This window comes from Enterococcus sp. S86.2, assembly GCF_059834485.2.
Genome location: NZ_CM206813.1, coordinates 1,853,066 through 1,868,220, shown reverse-complemented (window position 1 = coordinate 1,868,220; position 15,155 = coordinate 1,853,066). Strand labels below are relative to the sequence as shown.

The window sequence follows — 15,155 nt, the reverse complement described above, 5'->3', positions numbered from 1 at the left end:
TGCAACAGATGGTTTTATTTTAGCATAGAAAAGCGGTGGGGACTATTTAAGGAAGGGAAATAATGCTATAATAAAGGGCGTTAAATTGACTTTTAAGAAAAAAAGAATGGCTTTTGTTGCTAAAATTTTAGCTTTGTGTATAAAAATTGTGCTGTTGTTTAAGGAGGACATATGATTGGAATTAGTGCCTGTTTAGGTGGCGTTTTTTGCCGTTATGATGGCAATACGCAAACAATCCCACAGCTGCAAGCTTTGGTGGCAAAGAAACAAGCAATTATGATTTGTCCTGAGGTTTTAGGTGGATTAAACACCCCAAGAGATCCGGCTGAAATTATCGGCGGCGATGGATTTGACGTCTGGAGGTGCGATGCGGTGGTTGTTTCTTGTCAAGGCGTCGATGTGACCGCCGCATATAAAGCCGGTGCGATACGCGCTTATGAAAAATTGAAAGCTCTGGATGTTACGCAGGTAGTCTTAAAAGAGGGCAGTCCTTCTTGTGGCAGTCATCAAATTTATGATGGTGCCTTTAGTGGCAATAAAGTTGCTGGTGTCGGGGTTGCAACTGCCTATTTTGTAAAGCAAGGCATAGAAGTTTATTCAGAAAACAATTATCATCAACTGATCACAATAGCTACCAATTAACTAATTTTTCATGACAGGAGGAATCTCATGGAAATCGAAAAGACAAATCGTATGAATGCATTATTTGAATTTTATTCTACGCTTTTGACCGAAAAGCAGATGAATTATATGGAGTTGTATTACGCCGATGATTTTTCACTAGGGGAGATTGCAGAAGAATTTCAGGTGAGTCGTCAGGCAGTTTATGATAATATAAAGCGGACGGAAAAAATTTTGGAAGATTATGAGCGCAAGCTTCATTTATTTTCGGACTATATTGTTCGCGGCGAAGTTTTAGATCGGGCAGAAAACTACATTAAGGCCCATTATCCTAAAGATGCAGAGCTGCCAAAATTTTTGCAGGAACTGCAAGAAATCGATGAATAGTTTTTAGTTGAAAGGAACGAATAAAATGGCATTTGAAAATCTAACAGAACGCCTGCAACAAGCCATGAGCAAGTTGCGTAAAAAAGGAAAGATTACTGAGGCTGATGTCACAGAAATGATGCGGGAGATCCGCTTGGCATTACTAGAAGCCGACGTTAATTTAAAAGTTGTCAAAGAATTTGTTAAAAATGTACGTCAAAGAGCAGTCGGATCAGAAGTTTTAGATAGTCTATCACCAGCGCAACAAATTGTTAAAATCGTTGATGAAGAACTAACCAAGACTTTGGGAAGTGAGACTGCAACCTTAAATAAATCACCAAAAATTCCGACGGTTATCATGATGGTGGGGTTACAAGGGGCTGGTAAAACAACATTTGCTGGTAAACTTGCCAACCAACTGATTAAAACGGAAAAAGCCCGACCACTAATGATTGCCGGTGACGTTTATCGTCCAGCGGCGATTGATCAATTGAAAGTTTTAGGCCAACAATTAAATGTTCCGGTATTTGATATGGGAACTGATGTCAGTCCAGTGGAAATTGTGCGCCAAGGGATGGAATTAGCACGGGAAAAGAAAAATGATTATGTTTTAATCGATACAGCGGGTCGCTTGCACATTGACGAAAAGCTGATGGATGAATTAAAACAGATCAAAGAAATTGCCCAGCCCAATGAAATTCTTTTAGTTGTAGATGCTATGACGGGGCAAGATGCGGTTACAGTTGCAGATAGCTTTAACCAGCAACTAGGTATCACGGGGGTCGTGATTACCAAATTAGATGGGGATACTCGAGGTGGTGCTGCCCTTTCCATTCGTCAAGTGACTGGTGCACCAATTAAATTTACCGGTACTGGTGAAAAATTAACGGACTTAGAAGTTTTCCATCCCGACCGGATGGCGAGTCGTATTTTAGGCATGGGGGATATGCTGACCTTAATTGAAAAGGCGCAACAAGATTACGACGAGAAAAAAGCGGAAGAATTAGCGAAAAAGATGAAGGAAAATACCTTTGACTTTAACGATTTCATTGAACAAATGGATCAAGTCATGGGGATGGGACCTTTAGAAGATTTATTAAAAATGATTCCAGGAATGAGCCAAATGCCAGGAATTGAAAATGTTAAAGTCGATCCTAAACAAATCGCCCGCCAAAAAGCAATGGTGATGTCGATGACACCAGCCGAACGAGAAGATCCGGACTTGTTAAATCCAAGTCGCCGTCGCCGCATTGCTGCAGGTTCTGGTAATTCAGTGGTTGAAGTGAATCGCATGATTAAGCAATTTAAAGAAGCCCGTAAAATGATGCAACAAATGACAAAAGGTCAAATGCCGGCGGGAATGGATCAGATGTTTGGTTCTGGCATTAAAGGTAAAATGGGCAAAATGGCTATGAACCGTATGATGAAAAAACAAAAGAAAAAGAAAAAACGCAAATAAACTAATGGGCTAAAAGGCTTAGTTTATTATGATGATACCCGAATACTATAGCCTTTTTTACTGCTTGTTTATTTCAAACAACACGTCTGTAAGAAAGGATATAAGCTGTTCGGGTTTTTGTATCTTTTTTTTAAAGGAGAAAATAAAAATGCAAATTGAAACCAAACGTCTTATCTTGCGTCCGTGGGAAAAAGGGGAAGAACACTTTTTAGCAGAATTTTTACAAGATGAGCGGGTGATGTATGCCTATGAGGGCGGTTTTTCTGATGAAGAAGTGAGCAATTGGTTAAATTGGAATTTAAAGCTGTATCAGGAAAAAGGCTATAGTCTCTTGGCTATGATTCGCAAAAGTGATGGTAAAATTATCGGCGAATGCGGCTTAACTGATCAACTCGTGAGTGGCAAAACCTATTTGGAAATTGGCTATCATTTGATTTATGACGCTTGGGGTGTGGGCTATGGGATAGAAGCAGCTAAAGCAGTAAAAGAATATGCGTTTAGAAATTTGGGAGCATCAGCCGTTGTTTCCACTGTCCGGGATACGAATTTAGCTTCAATGAATGTTGCTATTCGCAATGGCATGGTGGTAAAAGAACGTTTCATTAAAAATTATCGTAATGTGGTGATGCCGCATTATTTGTTTATGGCGACAAAATAAAAAAGTGCAGGATTTGCTATTAAAGCATAAAATCCTGCACTTTTGCTCGTATAAGAAAGTATAAGTTTTTCACAGGTAAAAACACTCACATAGCAGTTATGACCACATCCCGCCTTTCTAACGCATGTGCTGTAATGAAAAGGCGATTTAAAGGAGTTCGGAAAGCTTTTTTTAATATCTGGCTTCACAAACGAGCTTATGAGAAAGTTCGTGAAGTTGTTTAGCTTAATTTTCCTCTTGTAACGATAATAATTGTTTAATCGTTAATAAGACACCATTCTCGTCGTTACTTTTACAGATGTATTTGGCAGCTGCTTTAGTTTCTTCAAAGGCATTACGCATTGCAAAACTAAATTCACCAGCTTGCATAAGCTCTAAGTCGTTGTGACCATCGCCAAAGACCATTGTTTCTTGTGAGCTGACCTGTAAAATTTGCTGCAATTCTTCAACTGTGTGTCGTTTGTGTACGCCAAAATTGGTAATGTCAATCCAAGCTGCTTCAGAAGCCACGATGTAAGCTTGTTTTTCAAATTCAGCTAACTGGGGTGCCACTTCATAACTTCTTAATTTTCCATCGTAAACGGTAATTTTGACAAAGTCATCGTTAATTTCTTGGTAGTCTGCTATTTTTTCAACTACTTCGTAAGATCCCCGTACCATTTTTTCACTTTCGGCTGGAGTGTCTTCACTAATAATGGCAGCTGTTTGCGTACAGGCAATAATCGTGAAGTCCTGATGGATACTTTGTAGTTTGGCAATAATTTTTTTGCCAATGGTATTAGGTAGTAAGGATTCATACATGTACTTGTCTTTATGTTTAATTCGCGTGGCGCTATCGCCTAAGATCCATAAATCTTCACTACCAACATTTTTGAATAAAGCTTCTACCCGTTCGCATTGCTTACCTGTACATGGGGCGAAGATAACATTTTGGCGGTGCATGATTTGGCGCACTTCTTGATACAAATTTTCGTCAAATTTACTTTGACTGTTTAAAAAAGTACCATCCAAATCACTAATAATCAGTTTAATCATGATTTTCCTCCTCAAATTGTAATCGGTTACTGTTATTAGTATAGCAAATAAAAGGGTAAAAAAATAAAACGTCGGGGAAGATTCCACGACGTTTTACAAATGTTTGCATAAATTATTTATTTTTTGTAAATTTTTGTTCTAAAAGTTAGTTCAGTTCTACTCCGTGTTTTTTACTACGATAATGGTGCCAAGCAGCTTTAAGGGTAGAAAAGAAGACTAGTACATAGAGCATAATACCGAGTAAAACAAGCGTTACAAGCGTAGAAATAATTGTGCTAAACAATGAAATACGTTCAGGAGTATCTAGTAACATCAAGTAACTTTGCCATGGATTCGTAAATGTGTTCAAACTAATAAAGCCGGTGAAGACCCACATTAAAAACCAAACGGGCCAACGAGAATCACGATGAAGTAAGTAATCTCCGTCGTTTTCTAGGGACAAAACAGTAAATTTGCGATAACTCCACCAGATAAATAAGAAGGCTGCAATTAGAAAAATCGGAATCATCCACCAATAGCCACCGGTTTTACCAATGCGATAAATAAACAAATTTTCCAAATTAAAGGGGAAGCTCCCGTATTCTTTGAAGGTAAAAAGATTTAAAAAGTTTGTAACAGAACCAGGAGTAAAACTAGCAAAAAATACAAAGACAAGCCAAGTCAAAGGACCGAATACTAGATTTCCCACCATTGAACCAATAAATATACTTACGGCAAACAACAAAGTAGCTAAACTAAAACTACTAAAAACAGCATGGAGTAATTGACTCCAACTGGCATTTAAATAGGGTGCTGGAATACCGATTTTTATATATGTCACATAAAAGAGTTGTCCCAGTAAGAAAATCGCTAAAATAGGTAAGGCAACATACAGCAATTTCGCCCTAAAAAGCTGTTTACGTTTTTGTGGTAGTGCAAATAAAAAACGATTAAATGCGGTCTTCTCATCAATAAAGAAAAGTAAAAATCCAGCTAAAGCAACCAGAAAAATATTTAAAATAGTAAAATCGCCACCAAAGCGAGTGTAATAAGTTGTTTTGGCATCATATTTTTGTGCCTGTTTAGCAGAAATATTGTGTTCTGAGTAGGCGGTACCATAGACATATAACTGATCTTGTACGTAATCTTTACTTGAGGTATAAGGTACATCTTTTTCATTTTCTTGATTCCAATAAGTGAAAGATTCCGGATGCTCCTTAAATTCTTTTTCAAATTGAGAAGAGTGATAGTAGTTATTTTGTGATTGCCAATTAGTAACAGTGCTATGGGCATTTAAAAAGTAAAGTCCAAAAGTTATGACAGCAAAGGCAATTAAAGCTTTACCGTAGCGTTTTAAATAGATTTTCTTTAACATAATAAACTCCTTTCTTAAACCAATAGTTTTTCTTTTTGCAAATTGGCTTCAAAAAGATCTTCTAGTGTTAGCGGTAGTTCTTCAAAAACTAATGGTTCATAGCTTTTAATGGTAGCGGCTAATTCAGCTGTGTAATTTTCAAAGATTGCGACGATTACACGTCCTTGGATTGTGACAAGCTTTGAGTTTTCTTTAACGATTGGTGGTATCTGTTTTGTGCGGAAAACAAGCTGAATTTTGCGGGCATTGGCACGCATATTTTCTAATGTATAGTCTTTTGCAATCGTTTGACCTTTAATCAGTAGTGCCCGATCGATAATCCCTTCTAATTCTTGCAGATTATGAGAGGCGATTAATGCGCTACGGCCGTCTTCTGCTAGATGAGTTAATAGTAAGCCGATTACTTTTTTGCGGACAATGATATCTAGGCCATCAAAGGGTTCATCTAATAAAAGATATTTGGCACTAGATGAAATTGCTAAAATCATTTGATAGAGTCCTTGCATGCCTTTAGACATTTTGCGATAGTGTAGTCGTTGATTTAGACCATGTTCTTTCATTAATTGCAAGTAAAGGTCTTGATTAAACTTAGGATAGGCGGTGCGATAAAAATCATTAATCCCTTGCAGTGGATAATATTTTAAAAAGTTATCCAACTCATCAATATAAAAAATTTCAGTTTTTAATTTTGTATCCTGGGTAATATTTTGACCATTGATCGTGATGCTTCCTTCATCTGGCAAATAATTACCAGCGATGGTACGAAACAAAGTCGTCTTGCCAGAGCCGTTGCGGCCAATCAACCCAACAATCTCATTTTCATGTAAGGTAAAATCAATATCAGTTAAAACAGTTTTTGTGCCGATTATTTTTTTTAGCTGGGTTAATTTCATTGTGTGCCTCCTCCTTTTAACTGTGGTTCTTCTAACCAACTAATCAGTTCATGTTTGGTCACTTGCAACTGCATGGCCTCAATAATTAATGCTTGAAAATTTTGCTTTAGCTGCTGGATACGAAATTCATCACGGGGGATATTTTCGGTATTTTTAATGAAAGTACCCTTACCTTTAACGGTTACAATTACATTTTCCACTTCTAAAACTTTATAAGCTTTACTGATGGTATTTGGATTCATCAATAATTCTTTAGCCAGTTCACGCACAGACGGTAAGCGATCGCCAGGCTGCAAAATACCAGTGACAACTTGCTGTTTTATCCCTAAAACTAACTGCTCGTAATAGGGTTTGCTACTGTTTTTATCAATCGTAAGCATAAGTGTGGGCAACTCCTTTCTTACTGTTAAATAATTAAATGAATGGTAAAGTAATGACCTTCATCGTGTGTACTAGTATATGTAGTACACCTAGAAAAAGCAAGTGTTTTTTGTTTTATCTGTTAAAATAAAGAAAAATGTGACAAGGAGAAGAAACATGAAGCGATGTGACTGGGCCGAAACTGGTAATCAGGCAATGAAAGAATATCACGATGTCATCTGGGGCGTACCAGAATATGATGATCAGCAATTATTTCGCAAATTGGTTTTGGATAGTAATCAAGCGGGGTTAAGTTGGCAAACGATTCTAAATAAAAGTGTTGCTTTTGATGAGGCCTATGAAAATTTTGAAATTGAAAAAGTGGCTGCTTTTGATGATGAGAAAATTGCAAGCTTAATGGGTAACGCTGGCATCATTCGAAATCGGCTTAAAATTACAGCGGCGATTAACAATGCAAATTGCATTTTACAAATTCAAAAAGAGTGGGGAAGTTTTTCAGCATATTTGTGGCACTTTGTCGCAGGCAAACCGGTGGTGCATTATTTTAAAACGAGTGAAGAAATACCAACAAAAACACCACTTTCCGATGAAATTACCAAAGACTTAAAAAAACGAGGCTTTAAATTTGTTGGCAGTACAATTATCTATGCTTTCTTACAAGCTGTGGGGATTGTAAACGATCATCTTACAATTTGTTTTCGTCACGAAGAAGTACAAGAAAAGCTGTGATTTTTACTGTAGCTAAAAGAATAAAACTGAAGTGTTCAAAATGAAATAATAGCTCGTAAAGTACGATAGATAGATATCAAAAAGACCTGTGACCACTAATAGTCACAGGTCTTTAAATATAGTTTGGCAATCTTTTTTTACTATCTAACTAATACCAAAAAATTATTATTCAGCCGTTAATTTATTGAAGAAGGCGATGTATTTATCTACGATTAGTTGGAAGAATTTAGCCGTATCTTCAATAATCGAGCCGTCTTCTTTAACAAGATTATGAATGCCACCAATATAAGCTTCTGGTTGTTGCAAGGTTGGCATGTCTAAAAAGACAAGCGATTGACGGATATGATGGTTAGCACCAAAACCGCCAATGCCACCAGGAGAAGCGGTAACCACAAGAGCTGGTTTGCCACCCCAGACACTAGAACCCATCGGACGTGAACCAACATCTAAGGCGTTTTTTAAAGCGGCAGGGACAGAACGATTGTATTCAGGTGAAAAGAAGAAGACGCCATCTACTGTAGCCACTTCACTTCGTAGCCGTTTCCAGCTTGCGGGCATATCATTTTCATTTTCCAAATCTTCGTTGTAAAAAGGCAAGTCTGAAATTTCAATGAACTTTGCTTCAAAACCAGCGGGCAATAATTTTGCAAATTCTTTGGCAACGGCTAAGTTGTAAGAATCTTTCCGTAGGCTACCGACGATAAAACCAATTGTTTTCATAAATCATATTCCTCCTATAGTTTTATACCTGTGATAAATGCTTTCGTTACAACAATCATAACAAGAAAAGTATGAAAAAAACAAAAGATAAGTCTTGTTAAAAAACGAACGCTATTTTTAATTGGAGCTAGTGGAAATTCTTTAAATGAATGTTTAAAAAATTTTTATTTTAGCTGTAAAGAAAAAACTCTTTACACCAAGTGAAAAACCTGTTAAACTACCTCTTGTGATTAAATTATATGGAGGTGGAATTGTAATGGCAGTAAAAATCCGTTTAAAACGTATGGGTTCTAAAAAGAAACCTTTTTACCGTATCGTAGTAGCAGACTCTCGTTCTCCTCGTGATGGACGTTTCATCGAAACTGTAGGTACTTACAATCCTTTGATTGACCCTGCAGAAGTAACAATCAAAGAAGATTTAGTACTTGATTGGTTGCAAAAAGGTGCACAACCTTCTGATACTGTTCGTAACATCCTTTCAAAACAAGGCGTTATGAAAAAACACCACGAAGCAAAATATACGAAATAAGGTGACCAATGATGACTGATTTAACTGATTTAGTCTTGACGATTGTTCGTCCGTTAGTTACTCAGCCTGATCTTGTTAAACTTAATGTTGAAGAGTCAGCTGACTTTTATGAGTATAATTTAAGCGTGGCACCAGAAGATATCGGTCGTATTATCGGCAAACAAGGGCGAGTAGCCAAAGCTATTCGTACAATTGTTTACGGCGTACGTACTGAAGGTACCAAAAAAGTCCGTCTAAACATTCTAGATGGCAAGTAGATAAAGATTAAGGCAGTTCCTTTTTGGGACTGTCTTTTTTTCATACTCAAGACGGAGGACAAGAAATCTTTTCTGATAGATAATAAAAGAAAAGTCAGGAGGAAAAAAAGATGACACAATGGCTTGTAATTGTAGCAATTATCATTATTTTGTTTATTATTTTTAAATTAGGCTCCTTTTTATGGCGTCTTTTAGGGCTAGCTATGGCAATTTTTTTGGTATGGATTTTCAAAGACGATATTGCCAACTGGTTTAATCAAACAGTAACACACATTAATGCCGATGGAATTGATTCTGTTTTAAATAGTAGTGTAGACTTTGTTAAAGAAGCGTTTCATAATGTTAGTAACTGGGTTTCAGATAAGATTGGGTAGCCTTTAAGTCGTATTGATTGTCAATTGTCTTCAAATTGAGTACGCTTAATTTTAATCAATAATCTTTTTTTTATTGATTGGAATCGCTCAAAAATTTATGTCTTAAATTTGGAGGATTAAAATGAAAAAGATAATTTTATTGGGGGCTTTACTTTTAACCCTGACAGCTTGTGCAAGTAAAACACCAGCTGCCAATAGTGAAGAAGATAAAAGTACAGCACAAACAAACGCAACCACTACGACAACAGATAAAAATTCTGAAACAAAAACAAAGTCAAGTGAAAGTACTAAAAACACGACGAAATCAAGTTCAAGTGAGAAAAAGGCTGACGCCTTAGCCAAATTAAAAAAAGAAAATCCGAAGACCTTACTGCCAACTAATATTCCGCGGGATGAAAATCGTGCTTTGAATATTGCGATGGATAAGCAAAAAGACAGTTTGGCGGTTTTGTATTATATTATGGATGCACCACTGGTTTTAAACGATCAATCTTTAAACCAGCAAACACCCTTTGCCCGTTATAAAATGGAGCAGTTTGCCAGTAAAGATGCCGCTAAAAAGGCGGTCAACTACCAATTTGATGATGGGGGCCAAAAAGTGGACTTGGGTCATGATATTACCGCCTATAGTCAAGGTGCTGCAGGCTCAACTTATTTAAATTGGAAAGAAGGCAACTGGTCGATTGTGCTGCGGGCAAGTAATGTTAATGGGCAAGATGGTACAGCCTTAGCCAAAGAAGTGGTAAATTATTTAGAAAAAGCCATGTTACCTGCACCAAAAAGTGTTGGACAAATTACCATTGATATGGCACAAAATGGTTATGAAAGTAATCAGGTCGTCTGGCAAGTAGACAAAACGGTTTATACTGTCACCCATGAAGATACAATTCCTGCCTTGGAGATGGCAGTTTCTATGAATAAATAAATAAAATACGGCGAACTTTATGCTCTACAAACGAAATCAATACTGCTAAAGTTAAATTTTTGGCGGCAATTTCTTCGTTCGTGGAGCTTTTATTGACTCTAAATATGAAAAAGCTAATGTTGGTAGAAAAGAAATTGCTTCTGAGTAAAATTAAAAATGTTATAATAAAAATACATTTGGGAAGTTATGTGGAAATGGTAATTAAAAAAAGTGGTGAGATAAAATGAAAGTTTATCGTGAATTAAATCTTTTAGAAGATGAAAAAGTTATCAAAAAGTTAAACATAGCTGCCTTGGTAATTATGGCGATTTGTTATGGTGTGCTGTTGTTGCCGCCATTTAATCAGCATAATTTTCAAAGTATCTCATTTTTACTAGAAATTGGCGCAATTATTATTAGTTTTTTGGTGATTGTCATTATTCACGAAGGCATCCATGGTATTTTTTTCAAAATCTTTAATTTGAAAGGCCAAGTAAAATTTGGTTTTAAAAATGGTATGGCCTATGCTACAAGTCCTGGTTCACTGTATCCTAAATGGCAATTTTTCATGATTAGTATTGCTCCATTTGTATTGCTTACAACTGGCTTGTTACTGATTATGAATACTTGGCCTTATGCATGGCTACGTCTTTTAGTGGCAGCCCATAGCGGGGCATGTGCGGGTGATTTTTATTGGTGTTATCTCCTTTTAAAGACCCCTAAAAATTTATTAGTAGAAGATACAGAGGTTGGCTTGACCTTTCACGAAGTAGGCTAGAAAACCGGCAGTAACCGTGATAAAATAAATCAGAAATTCTACTTGAGAGAAAGAGGCTATTAAATGGAATATTTAAATGTAGGAAAAATTGTCAATACCCATGGGATCCGTGGCGAAGTTCGTGTTATCTCATTAACAGATTTTCCCGAAGAGCGGTATCAAAAAGGGGCAACCTTGCTTTTATTCAAAGAAGGTATGCCTCCTTTAAGCTTGACTGTAGCAAGTCATCGCCGCCATAAAAACTTTGATCTATTAACTTTTGAAGGTTACCCTAATATTAATGATGTCCAAAATTTTCGCGATGGTATTTTAAAAGTGAACAAAGAGGATTTAGCTAATTTGGAAGAAGATGAATATTATTATCATCAAATTATTGGATTGACAGTTTTGGATGAAAATAAGCAAGAAATTGGCAAAATCAAAGAAATTTTATCACCGGGAGCAAATGATGTCTGGGTCGTACAACGTAAAGGTAAAAAAGATGCCCTAATTCCTTATATCGCGTCAGTTGTGACAGGAATTGACTTGGACAATGGTGTGGTCAATGTTGAACTACCAGAAGGGTTGATTGACGATGAGAATTGATGTCTTAACGCTATTTCCCCGGATGTTTGAAGGACCAATGGGTGAATCTATTATTGGCAAAGCGCAGGACAAAGGATTATTGGAGATCAATGTTTCTAATTTTCGCGATTATGCCAATAATAAACATAAAACAGTAGATGATTATCCTTATGGTGGCGGCGCGGGGATGCTTTTAAAAGTACAGCCGATTTACGACAACTTAAAAGCAATCGAAGCAAAAACACCAACTGTCAAAAAAAGAGTGATCTTGCTAGATCCTGCGGGCAAAAAATTTGATCAAAGCGTAGCAGAAGAGTTTTCCAAAGAAGACCATTTAATTTTTATTTGTGGCCATTATGAGGGGTATGATGAACGAATTAGGAGTTTAGTGACAGATGAAATCTCTTTGGGGGATTATGTTCTAACTGGAGGCGAGCTAGGGGCGATGGTCATGATTGATGCCACAGTTCGCTTATTACCCGATGTTTTAGGAAATGAAACCTCGGCTCAAACGGATTCTCATTCCACGGGTTTATTAGAGCATCCGCAATACACCCGGCCAGCCGAATTTGAGGGAATGAAAGTACCAGAAGTTTTGATGAACGGCAATCACAAGTTGATTGCATCTTGGCAATTAAAAGAATCATTGCGGCGTACTTATTTGCGTCGTCCCGATATGCTAGCCCAATTTCCTTTAACAAAAGAAATGGAAAAGCTATTAGCTGAAATTAAACAAGAAGAAGCGTAAAGGTATTAAAAGTCAACCTTGATTAAGTGTATGCTCGTTAATTACTGTTGGTTGTATAGAGCAACCACAGTGAATGACGAGTTTTTTTAATTTTTTTATTGGTGTGTTTTTCATAATTGATATGCTCAATAAAATTTGGTGTTAAGTTTAAATTTCATAAAAAACTTTTCTCTTGGTACAATTAAAAGAGATACCTTGATGAGAGGAGTCCTTTTTATGGCGAAAAGTAGTGTGCTAAGCAATGAGGAACTTTATGAAAAGATTTCTGCTAGTATCAATATCAAAAAAGAAAATTTTGTCATCTTGATTTGTGCCATTTTTATTGCTTCAATTGGCTTAAATATGAATTCACAACCGATTTTAATTGGTGCAATGCTCATTTCGCCGTTAATGGCACCAGTTCAAGGCTTAGGGCTGGGTTTGGGAGTTTTTGATAGTCGACTGACAATTCAAGCATTGCGCCTATTAGTTTTAGAGGCGCTATTTGCTGTTGTAACAGCAACGCTTTATTTTTGGTTTTCTCCTTTAACTTATGCTAGCAGTGAAATTTTGGCTCGAACGGAACCAACGATTTGGGATGCACTAATTGCAATTTTAGGTGGAACCGCAGGGATGATTGGTGCTAGACAAAGAGAAGCCAATAATATTGTACCCGGTGTTGCGATTGCTACAGCTTTAATGCCGCCACTGTGTGTGATGGGGTATGGTATTTATACCCAAGCGTGGTCAATCTTTTTGGGAGCCGGTTATTTATTTTTAGTTAATGTTGCCTTTATTATGATTACAACGTTTATTGTCGTACGGGTATTGCATTTGAATTTTCGGATGCAAGTGGATACTACAAAACAAAGACGCCGCCATTATATGATGATAGGGGCTGCAGTTCTCATTGCCATTCCAAGTTTTATCTCAGCAGGAACGCTAATTCAAACTGAAATGTCGCAACAAAGGGCTAAACGTTTTGTCGCTGAAGCGATGGCAGATTACTATATTTTAAATCAAAATATTGACGGCAAGCGACATCAGTTAACCTTAGATTTATTGGGAACTAAGCCTGCGGGAGCCGAATTAGAAGATTTGGCTAAAAAACTTAGTGATTATCATTTAGAGGATTATCAGTTGGTGATCAATCAAGTGGCAAATAACGAAACGGTTAACATGCAAGACATTGACCGTTATATTGATCAAAAATTACAAAATCAAAATGCAGCCAAAGTCGTTACGAATCAGGCTGAAAGTGCGTCATTAACTGAAACACTAAGTGAAATTAAACGCCAACTTTTTCTTGACTATGCAACTCAGGTAATAAAGGTTAAAACAGATAGGTTAACTACCACAAAAAAAGAGACAGGGCAAATAATCGTTACTATCGCTCCAGAGGTGACAAAAGAGCAACAAGAACAAATACAAGCTACTTTAGATAAATTAATTGCAAATAGCGACTATGCCATTAAAAACGTCATAAAAAAAGGAAAATGACAAGAAAATCTTCTTTACATCCTGATTTGATCTATGGTAGTATACTTTAGTGAGTGTTTCACTCAACTATTACGATAATCCGCTGGGGTGTGTCATCCTATGATTGTTTGGAAATAAGGAGAATGATAAAAATGAATCCATTGATTCAAGAACTAACTCAAGAACAACTACGTACTGACATTCCTGCTTTTCGTCCTGGGGACACTGTTCGTGTTCACGCGAAAGTTGTCGAAGGTACAAGAGAACGTATCCAGTTATTTGAAGGTGTTGTAATCAAACGCCGCGGTGCTGGTATCAGCGAAACTTACACTGTTCGTAAAGTATCAAACGGTGTTGGCGTTGAACGTACTTTCCCATTGCACACACCACGTGTTGCTAAAATCGAAGTAGTTCGCTACGGTAAAGTTCGTCGTGCGAAATTGTACTACTTACGTGCTTTACACGGGAAAGCTGCTCGTATCAAAGAAATCCGTCGTTAATTATTATTATCGAATGGAAAAAGAACCCTTATTTTATAAGGGTTCTTTTTTTTTATTTTGTTAGTCCTATTATTGAATTAATAAAAGTGAGATAGAAAACCTGGCCTTTATTAATCCTTTACTTAGCTGAATAAAAGACATTTTTTAATACACAAAAGAATACGAGTATAAAAAGTTATTGGTAGTCAACTTTTTATACTCGTATTTCAAATAAGTCTAAATTCGTTTATCAATTAACCCAACCAAAAAGCCGTCGGCAATTTTATCTTTACGTGATTCATGGACTAACATGAATTTATTGGTGACTTTAACTAATGGGTTGTCCACTTCTTCTGTTAGTGGAGTGTTGGTGCCTTTGATTAGGGCAATGGCCTGTTTATAACCCGTTTTGTTTGTTTCAATTGGACTGTAGTGCAAGGTTGTGCCAAATAGCTCAATTGCAGTTCCTTTTTCTAATAAAAAACTTTCCATTAATTGGGCGTCGTAAGTATTGTTGACAATGTCATAACGATGCCCAACAACTAATAGCGCATCGGTTACAGCGACGATGACTTCACTGCCTTGATGAAATTCAATTGCGGTAATGGCTTGGTTATGACCGGCTCCAGAACCAAATTGAATTGATAGGCCAGCAAAAATATTTTTTCTAACCCAATCAAATTCTGGCAATGCTTCAATAGCTGGTACTGATGCGATATATTGATTACCAGATTCTGGTACATCAATCATGTTCTTTTCTTCCATTGCTTGAATCATGTTGCTGAAATCATGTTCTGTGATAACGCGGCCATAAGATTTGAAAGATGAATCTTTTACTGTTTTCATTT

At 36.8% G+C, this 15,155-nt stretch carries 20 protein-coding genes; 14 read left to right on the top strand and 6 right to left on the bottom strand.

Translation table 11 applies throughout. The features are described from left to right. Window positions 1–171: 171 nt before the first annotated feature. The 4 genes from AC6R0T_RS08760 to AC6R0T_RS08745 all read left to right on the top strand — a co-directional run bounded on the left by AC6R0T_RS08760 (window position 172) and on the right by AC6R0T_RS08745 (window position 3,104). Window positions 172–642: a 2-thiouracil desulfurase family protein gene (locus AC6R0T_RS08760; RefSeq protein WP_303754703.1), complete on the top strand. Its 471-nt coding sequence runs from the start codon at window positions 172–174 to the stop codon at window positions 640–642. Window positions 643–669: 27 nt separating this feature from the next. Further along, window positions 670–1,008 carry a putative DNA-binding protein gene (locus AC6R0T_RS08755; protein ID WP_206904863.1) on the top strand — a complete coding sequence of 113 codons (339 nt, stop codon included), beginning with the start codon at window positions 670–672 and terminating at the stop codon, window positions 1,006–1,008. Between the two features lie 25 nt (window positions 1,009–1,033). Further along, window positions 1,034–2,446, top strand: a complete 1,413-nt coding sequence (gene ffh, locus AC6R0T_RS08750) for a signal recognition particle protein (protein ID WP_206904860.1) — start codon at window positions 1,034–1,036, stop codon at window positions 2,444–2,446. Between the two features lie 148 nt (window positions 2,447–2,594). Next, window positions 2,595–3,104 (top strand): GNAT family N-acetyltransferase, encoded by a 510-nt coding sequence (locus tag AC6R0T_RS08745; RefSeq protein ID WP_303754705.1) that lies wholly within the window; start codon window positions 2,595–2,597, stop codon window positions 3,102–3,104. 225 nt (window positions 3,105–3,329) lie between these two features. Here the strand turns inward: AC6R0T_RS08745 and AC6R0T_RS08740 are convergent, their stop codons facing one another. From AC6R0T_RS08740 to AC6R0T_RS08725, 4 genes are all read right to left on the bottom strand, one after another. Further along, the gene (locus AC6R0T_RS08740) at window positions 3,330–4,139 is read right to left on the bottom strand and encodes an HAD family hydrolase (RefSeq protein WP_230709128.1); all 810 of its coding nucleotides are present in this window, start codon (window positions 4,137–4,139) and stop codon (window positions 3,330–3,332) included. Window positions 4,140–4,284: 145 nt separating this feature from the next. Then, entirely contained in the window at window positions 4,285–5,493 is a 1,209-nt protein-coding gene (locus tag AC6R0T_RS08735) for an ABC-2 family transporter permease (protein WP_303754706.1), read from the bottom strand. Window positions 5,494–5,507: 14 nt separating this feature from the next. Further along, window positions 5,508–6,386: an ATP-binding cassette domain-containing protein gene (locus AC6R0T_RS08730; RefSeq protein ID WP_206904849.1), complete on the bottom strand. Its 879-nt coding sequence runs from the start codon at window positions 6,384–6,386 to the stop codon at window positions 5,508–5,510. Further along, window positions 6,383–6,766, bottom strand: a complete 384-nt coding sequence (locus AC6R0T_RS08725) for a GntR family transcriptional regulator (protein WP_206904847.1) — start codon at window positions 6,764–6,766, stop codon at window positions 6,383–6,385. Before AC6R0T_RS08725 ends, AC6R0T_RS08730 begins: the two co-directional genes overlap by 4 nt. Before the next feature lie 157 nt (window positions 6,767–6,923). Between AC6R0T_RS08725 and AC6R0T_RS08720 the strand changes: the two genes are divergently transcribed. Beyond that, on the top strand, window positions 6,924–7,496 hold the full coding sequence (locus AC6R0T_RS08720; protein ID WP_282462329.1) for a DNA-3-methyladenine glycosylase I: 573 nt from the start codon (window positions 6,924–6,926) through the stop codon (window positions 7,494–7,496). Window positions 7,497–7,661: 165 nt separating this feature from the next. On the opposite strand, the gene AC6R0T_RS08715 is transcribed toward AC6R0T_RS08720, so the two are convergent. Then, window positions 7,662–8,216: an NADPH-dependent FMN reductase gene (locus tag AC6R0T_RS08715; RefSeq protein ID WP_206904840.1), complete on the bottom strand. Its 555-nt coding sequence runs from the start codon at window positions 8,214–8,216 to the stop codon at window positions 7,662–7,664. A gap of 256 nt (window positions 8,217–8,472) precedes the next feature. Between AC6R0T_RS08715 and rpsP the strand changes: the two genes are divergently transcribed. The 9 genes from rpsP to rplS all read left to right on the top strand — a co-directional run bounded on the left by rpsP (window position 8,473) and on the right by rplS (window position 14,328). Next, window positions 8,473–8,745: a 30S ribosomal protein S16 gene (rpsP, locus tag AC6R0T_RS08710; RefSeq protein WP_016171544.1), complete on the top strand. Its 273-nt coding sequence runs from the start codon at window positions 8,473–8,475 to the stop codon at window positions 8,743–8,745. Window positions 8,746–8,756: 11 nt separating this feature from the next. Continuing rightward, entirely contained in the window at window positions 8,757–9,002 is a 246-nt protein-coding gene (locus AC6R0T_RS08705; RefSeq protein ID WP_206904836.1) for a KH domain-containing protein, read from the top strand. A 110-nt stretch (window positions 9,003–9,112) separates the two neighbouring features. Next, a complete protein-coding gene (locus AC6R0T_RS08700) occupies window positions 9,113–9,376 on the top strand; it encodes a hypothetical protein (protein WP_230709123.1) in 264 nt (87 codons plus the stop codon). 121 nt (window positions 9,377–9,497) lie between these two features. Then, entirely contained in the window at window positions 9,498–10,301 is an 804-nt protein-coding gene (locus tag AC6R0T_RS08695; protein WP_303754707.1) for a hypothetical protein, read from the top strand. Between the two features lie 223 nt (window positions 10,302–10,524). Beyond that, on the top strand, window positions 10,525–11,058 hold the full coding sequence (locus tag AC6R0T_RS08690) for a DUF3267 domain-containing protein (protein ID WP_206904823.1): 534 nt from the start codon (window positions 10,525–10,527) through the stop codon (window positions 11,056–11,058). 63 nt (window positions 11,059–11,121) lie between these two features. After that, on the top strand, window positions 11,122–11,643 hold the full coding sequence (gene rimM / locus AC6R0T_RS08685; protein ID WP_206904821.1) for a ribosome maturation factor RimM: 522 nt from the start codon (window positions 11,122–11,124) through the stop codon (window positions 11,641–11,643). Further along, window positions 11,633–12,370, top strand: coding sequence for a tRNA (guanosine(37)-N1)-methyltransferase TrmD (gene trmD / locus AC6R0T_RS08680; RefSeq protein WP_303754764.1), 738 nt, complete (start codon window positions 11,633–11,635; stop codon window positions 12,368–12,370). Before rimM ends, trmD begins: the two co-directional genes overlap by 11 nt. Window positions 12,371–12,586: 216 nt before the next feature. Further along, the gene (locus AC6R0T_RS08675) at window positions 12,587–13,849 is read left to right on the top strand and encodes a TIGR00341 family protein (RefSeq protein ID WP_303754709.1); all 1,263 of its coding nucleotides are present in this window, start codon (window positions 12,587–12,589) and stop codon (window positions 13,847–13,849) included. A 131-nt stretch (window positions 13,850–13,980) separates the two neighbouring features. After that, window positions 13,981–14,328 carry a 50S ribosomal protein L19 gene (gene rplS / locus AC6R0T_RS08670; protein WP_071864872.1) on the top strand — a complete coding sequence of 116 codons (348 nt, stop codon included), beginning with the start codon at window positions 13,981–13,983 and terminating at the stop codon, window positions 14,326–14,328. A gap of 216 nt (window positions 14,329–14,544) precedes the next feature. On the opposite strand, the gene AC6R0T_RS08665 is transcribed toward rplS, so the two are convergent. Further along, complete coding sequence (locus AC6R0T_RS08665; RefSeq protein WP_303754710.1) at window positions 14,545–15,153, bottom strand: DUF4867 family protein; 609 nt, start codon at window positions 15,151–15,153, stop codon at window positions 14,545–14,547. Between the last annotated feature and the right edge of the window lie 2 nt (window positions 15,154–15,155).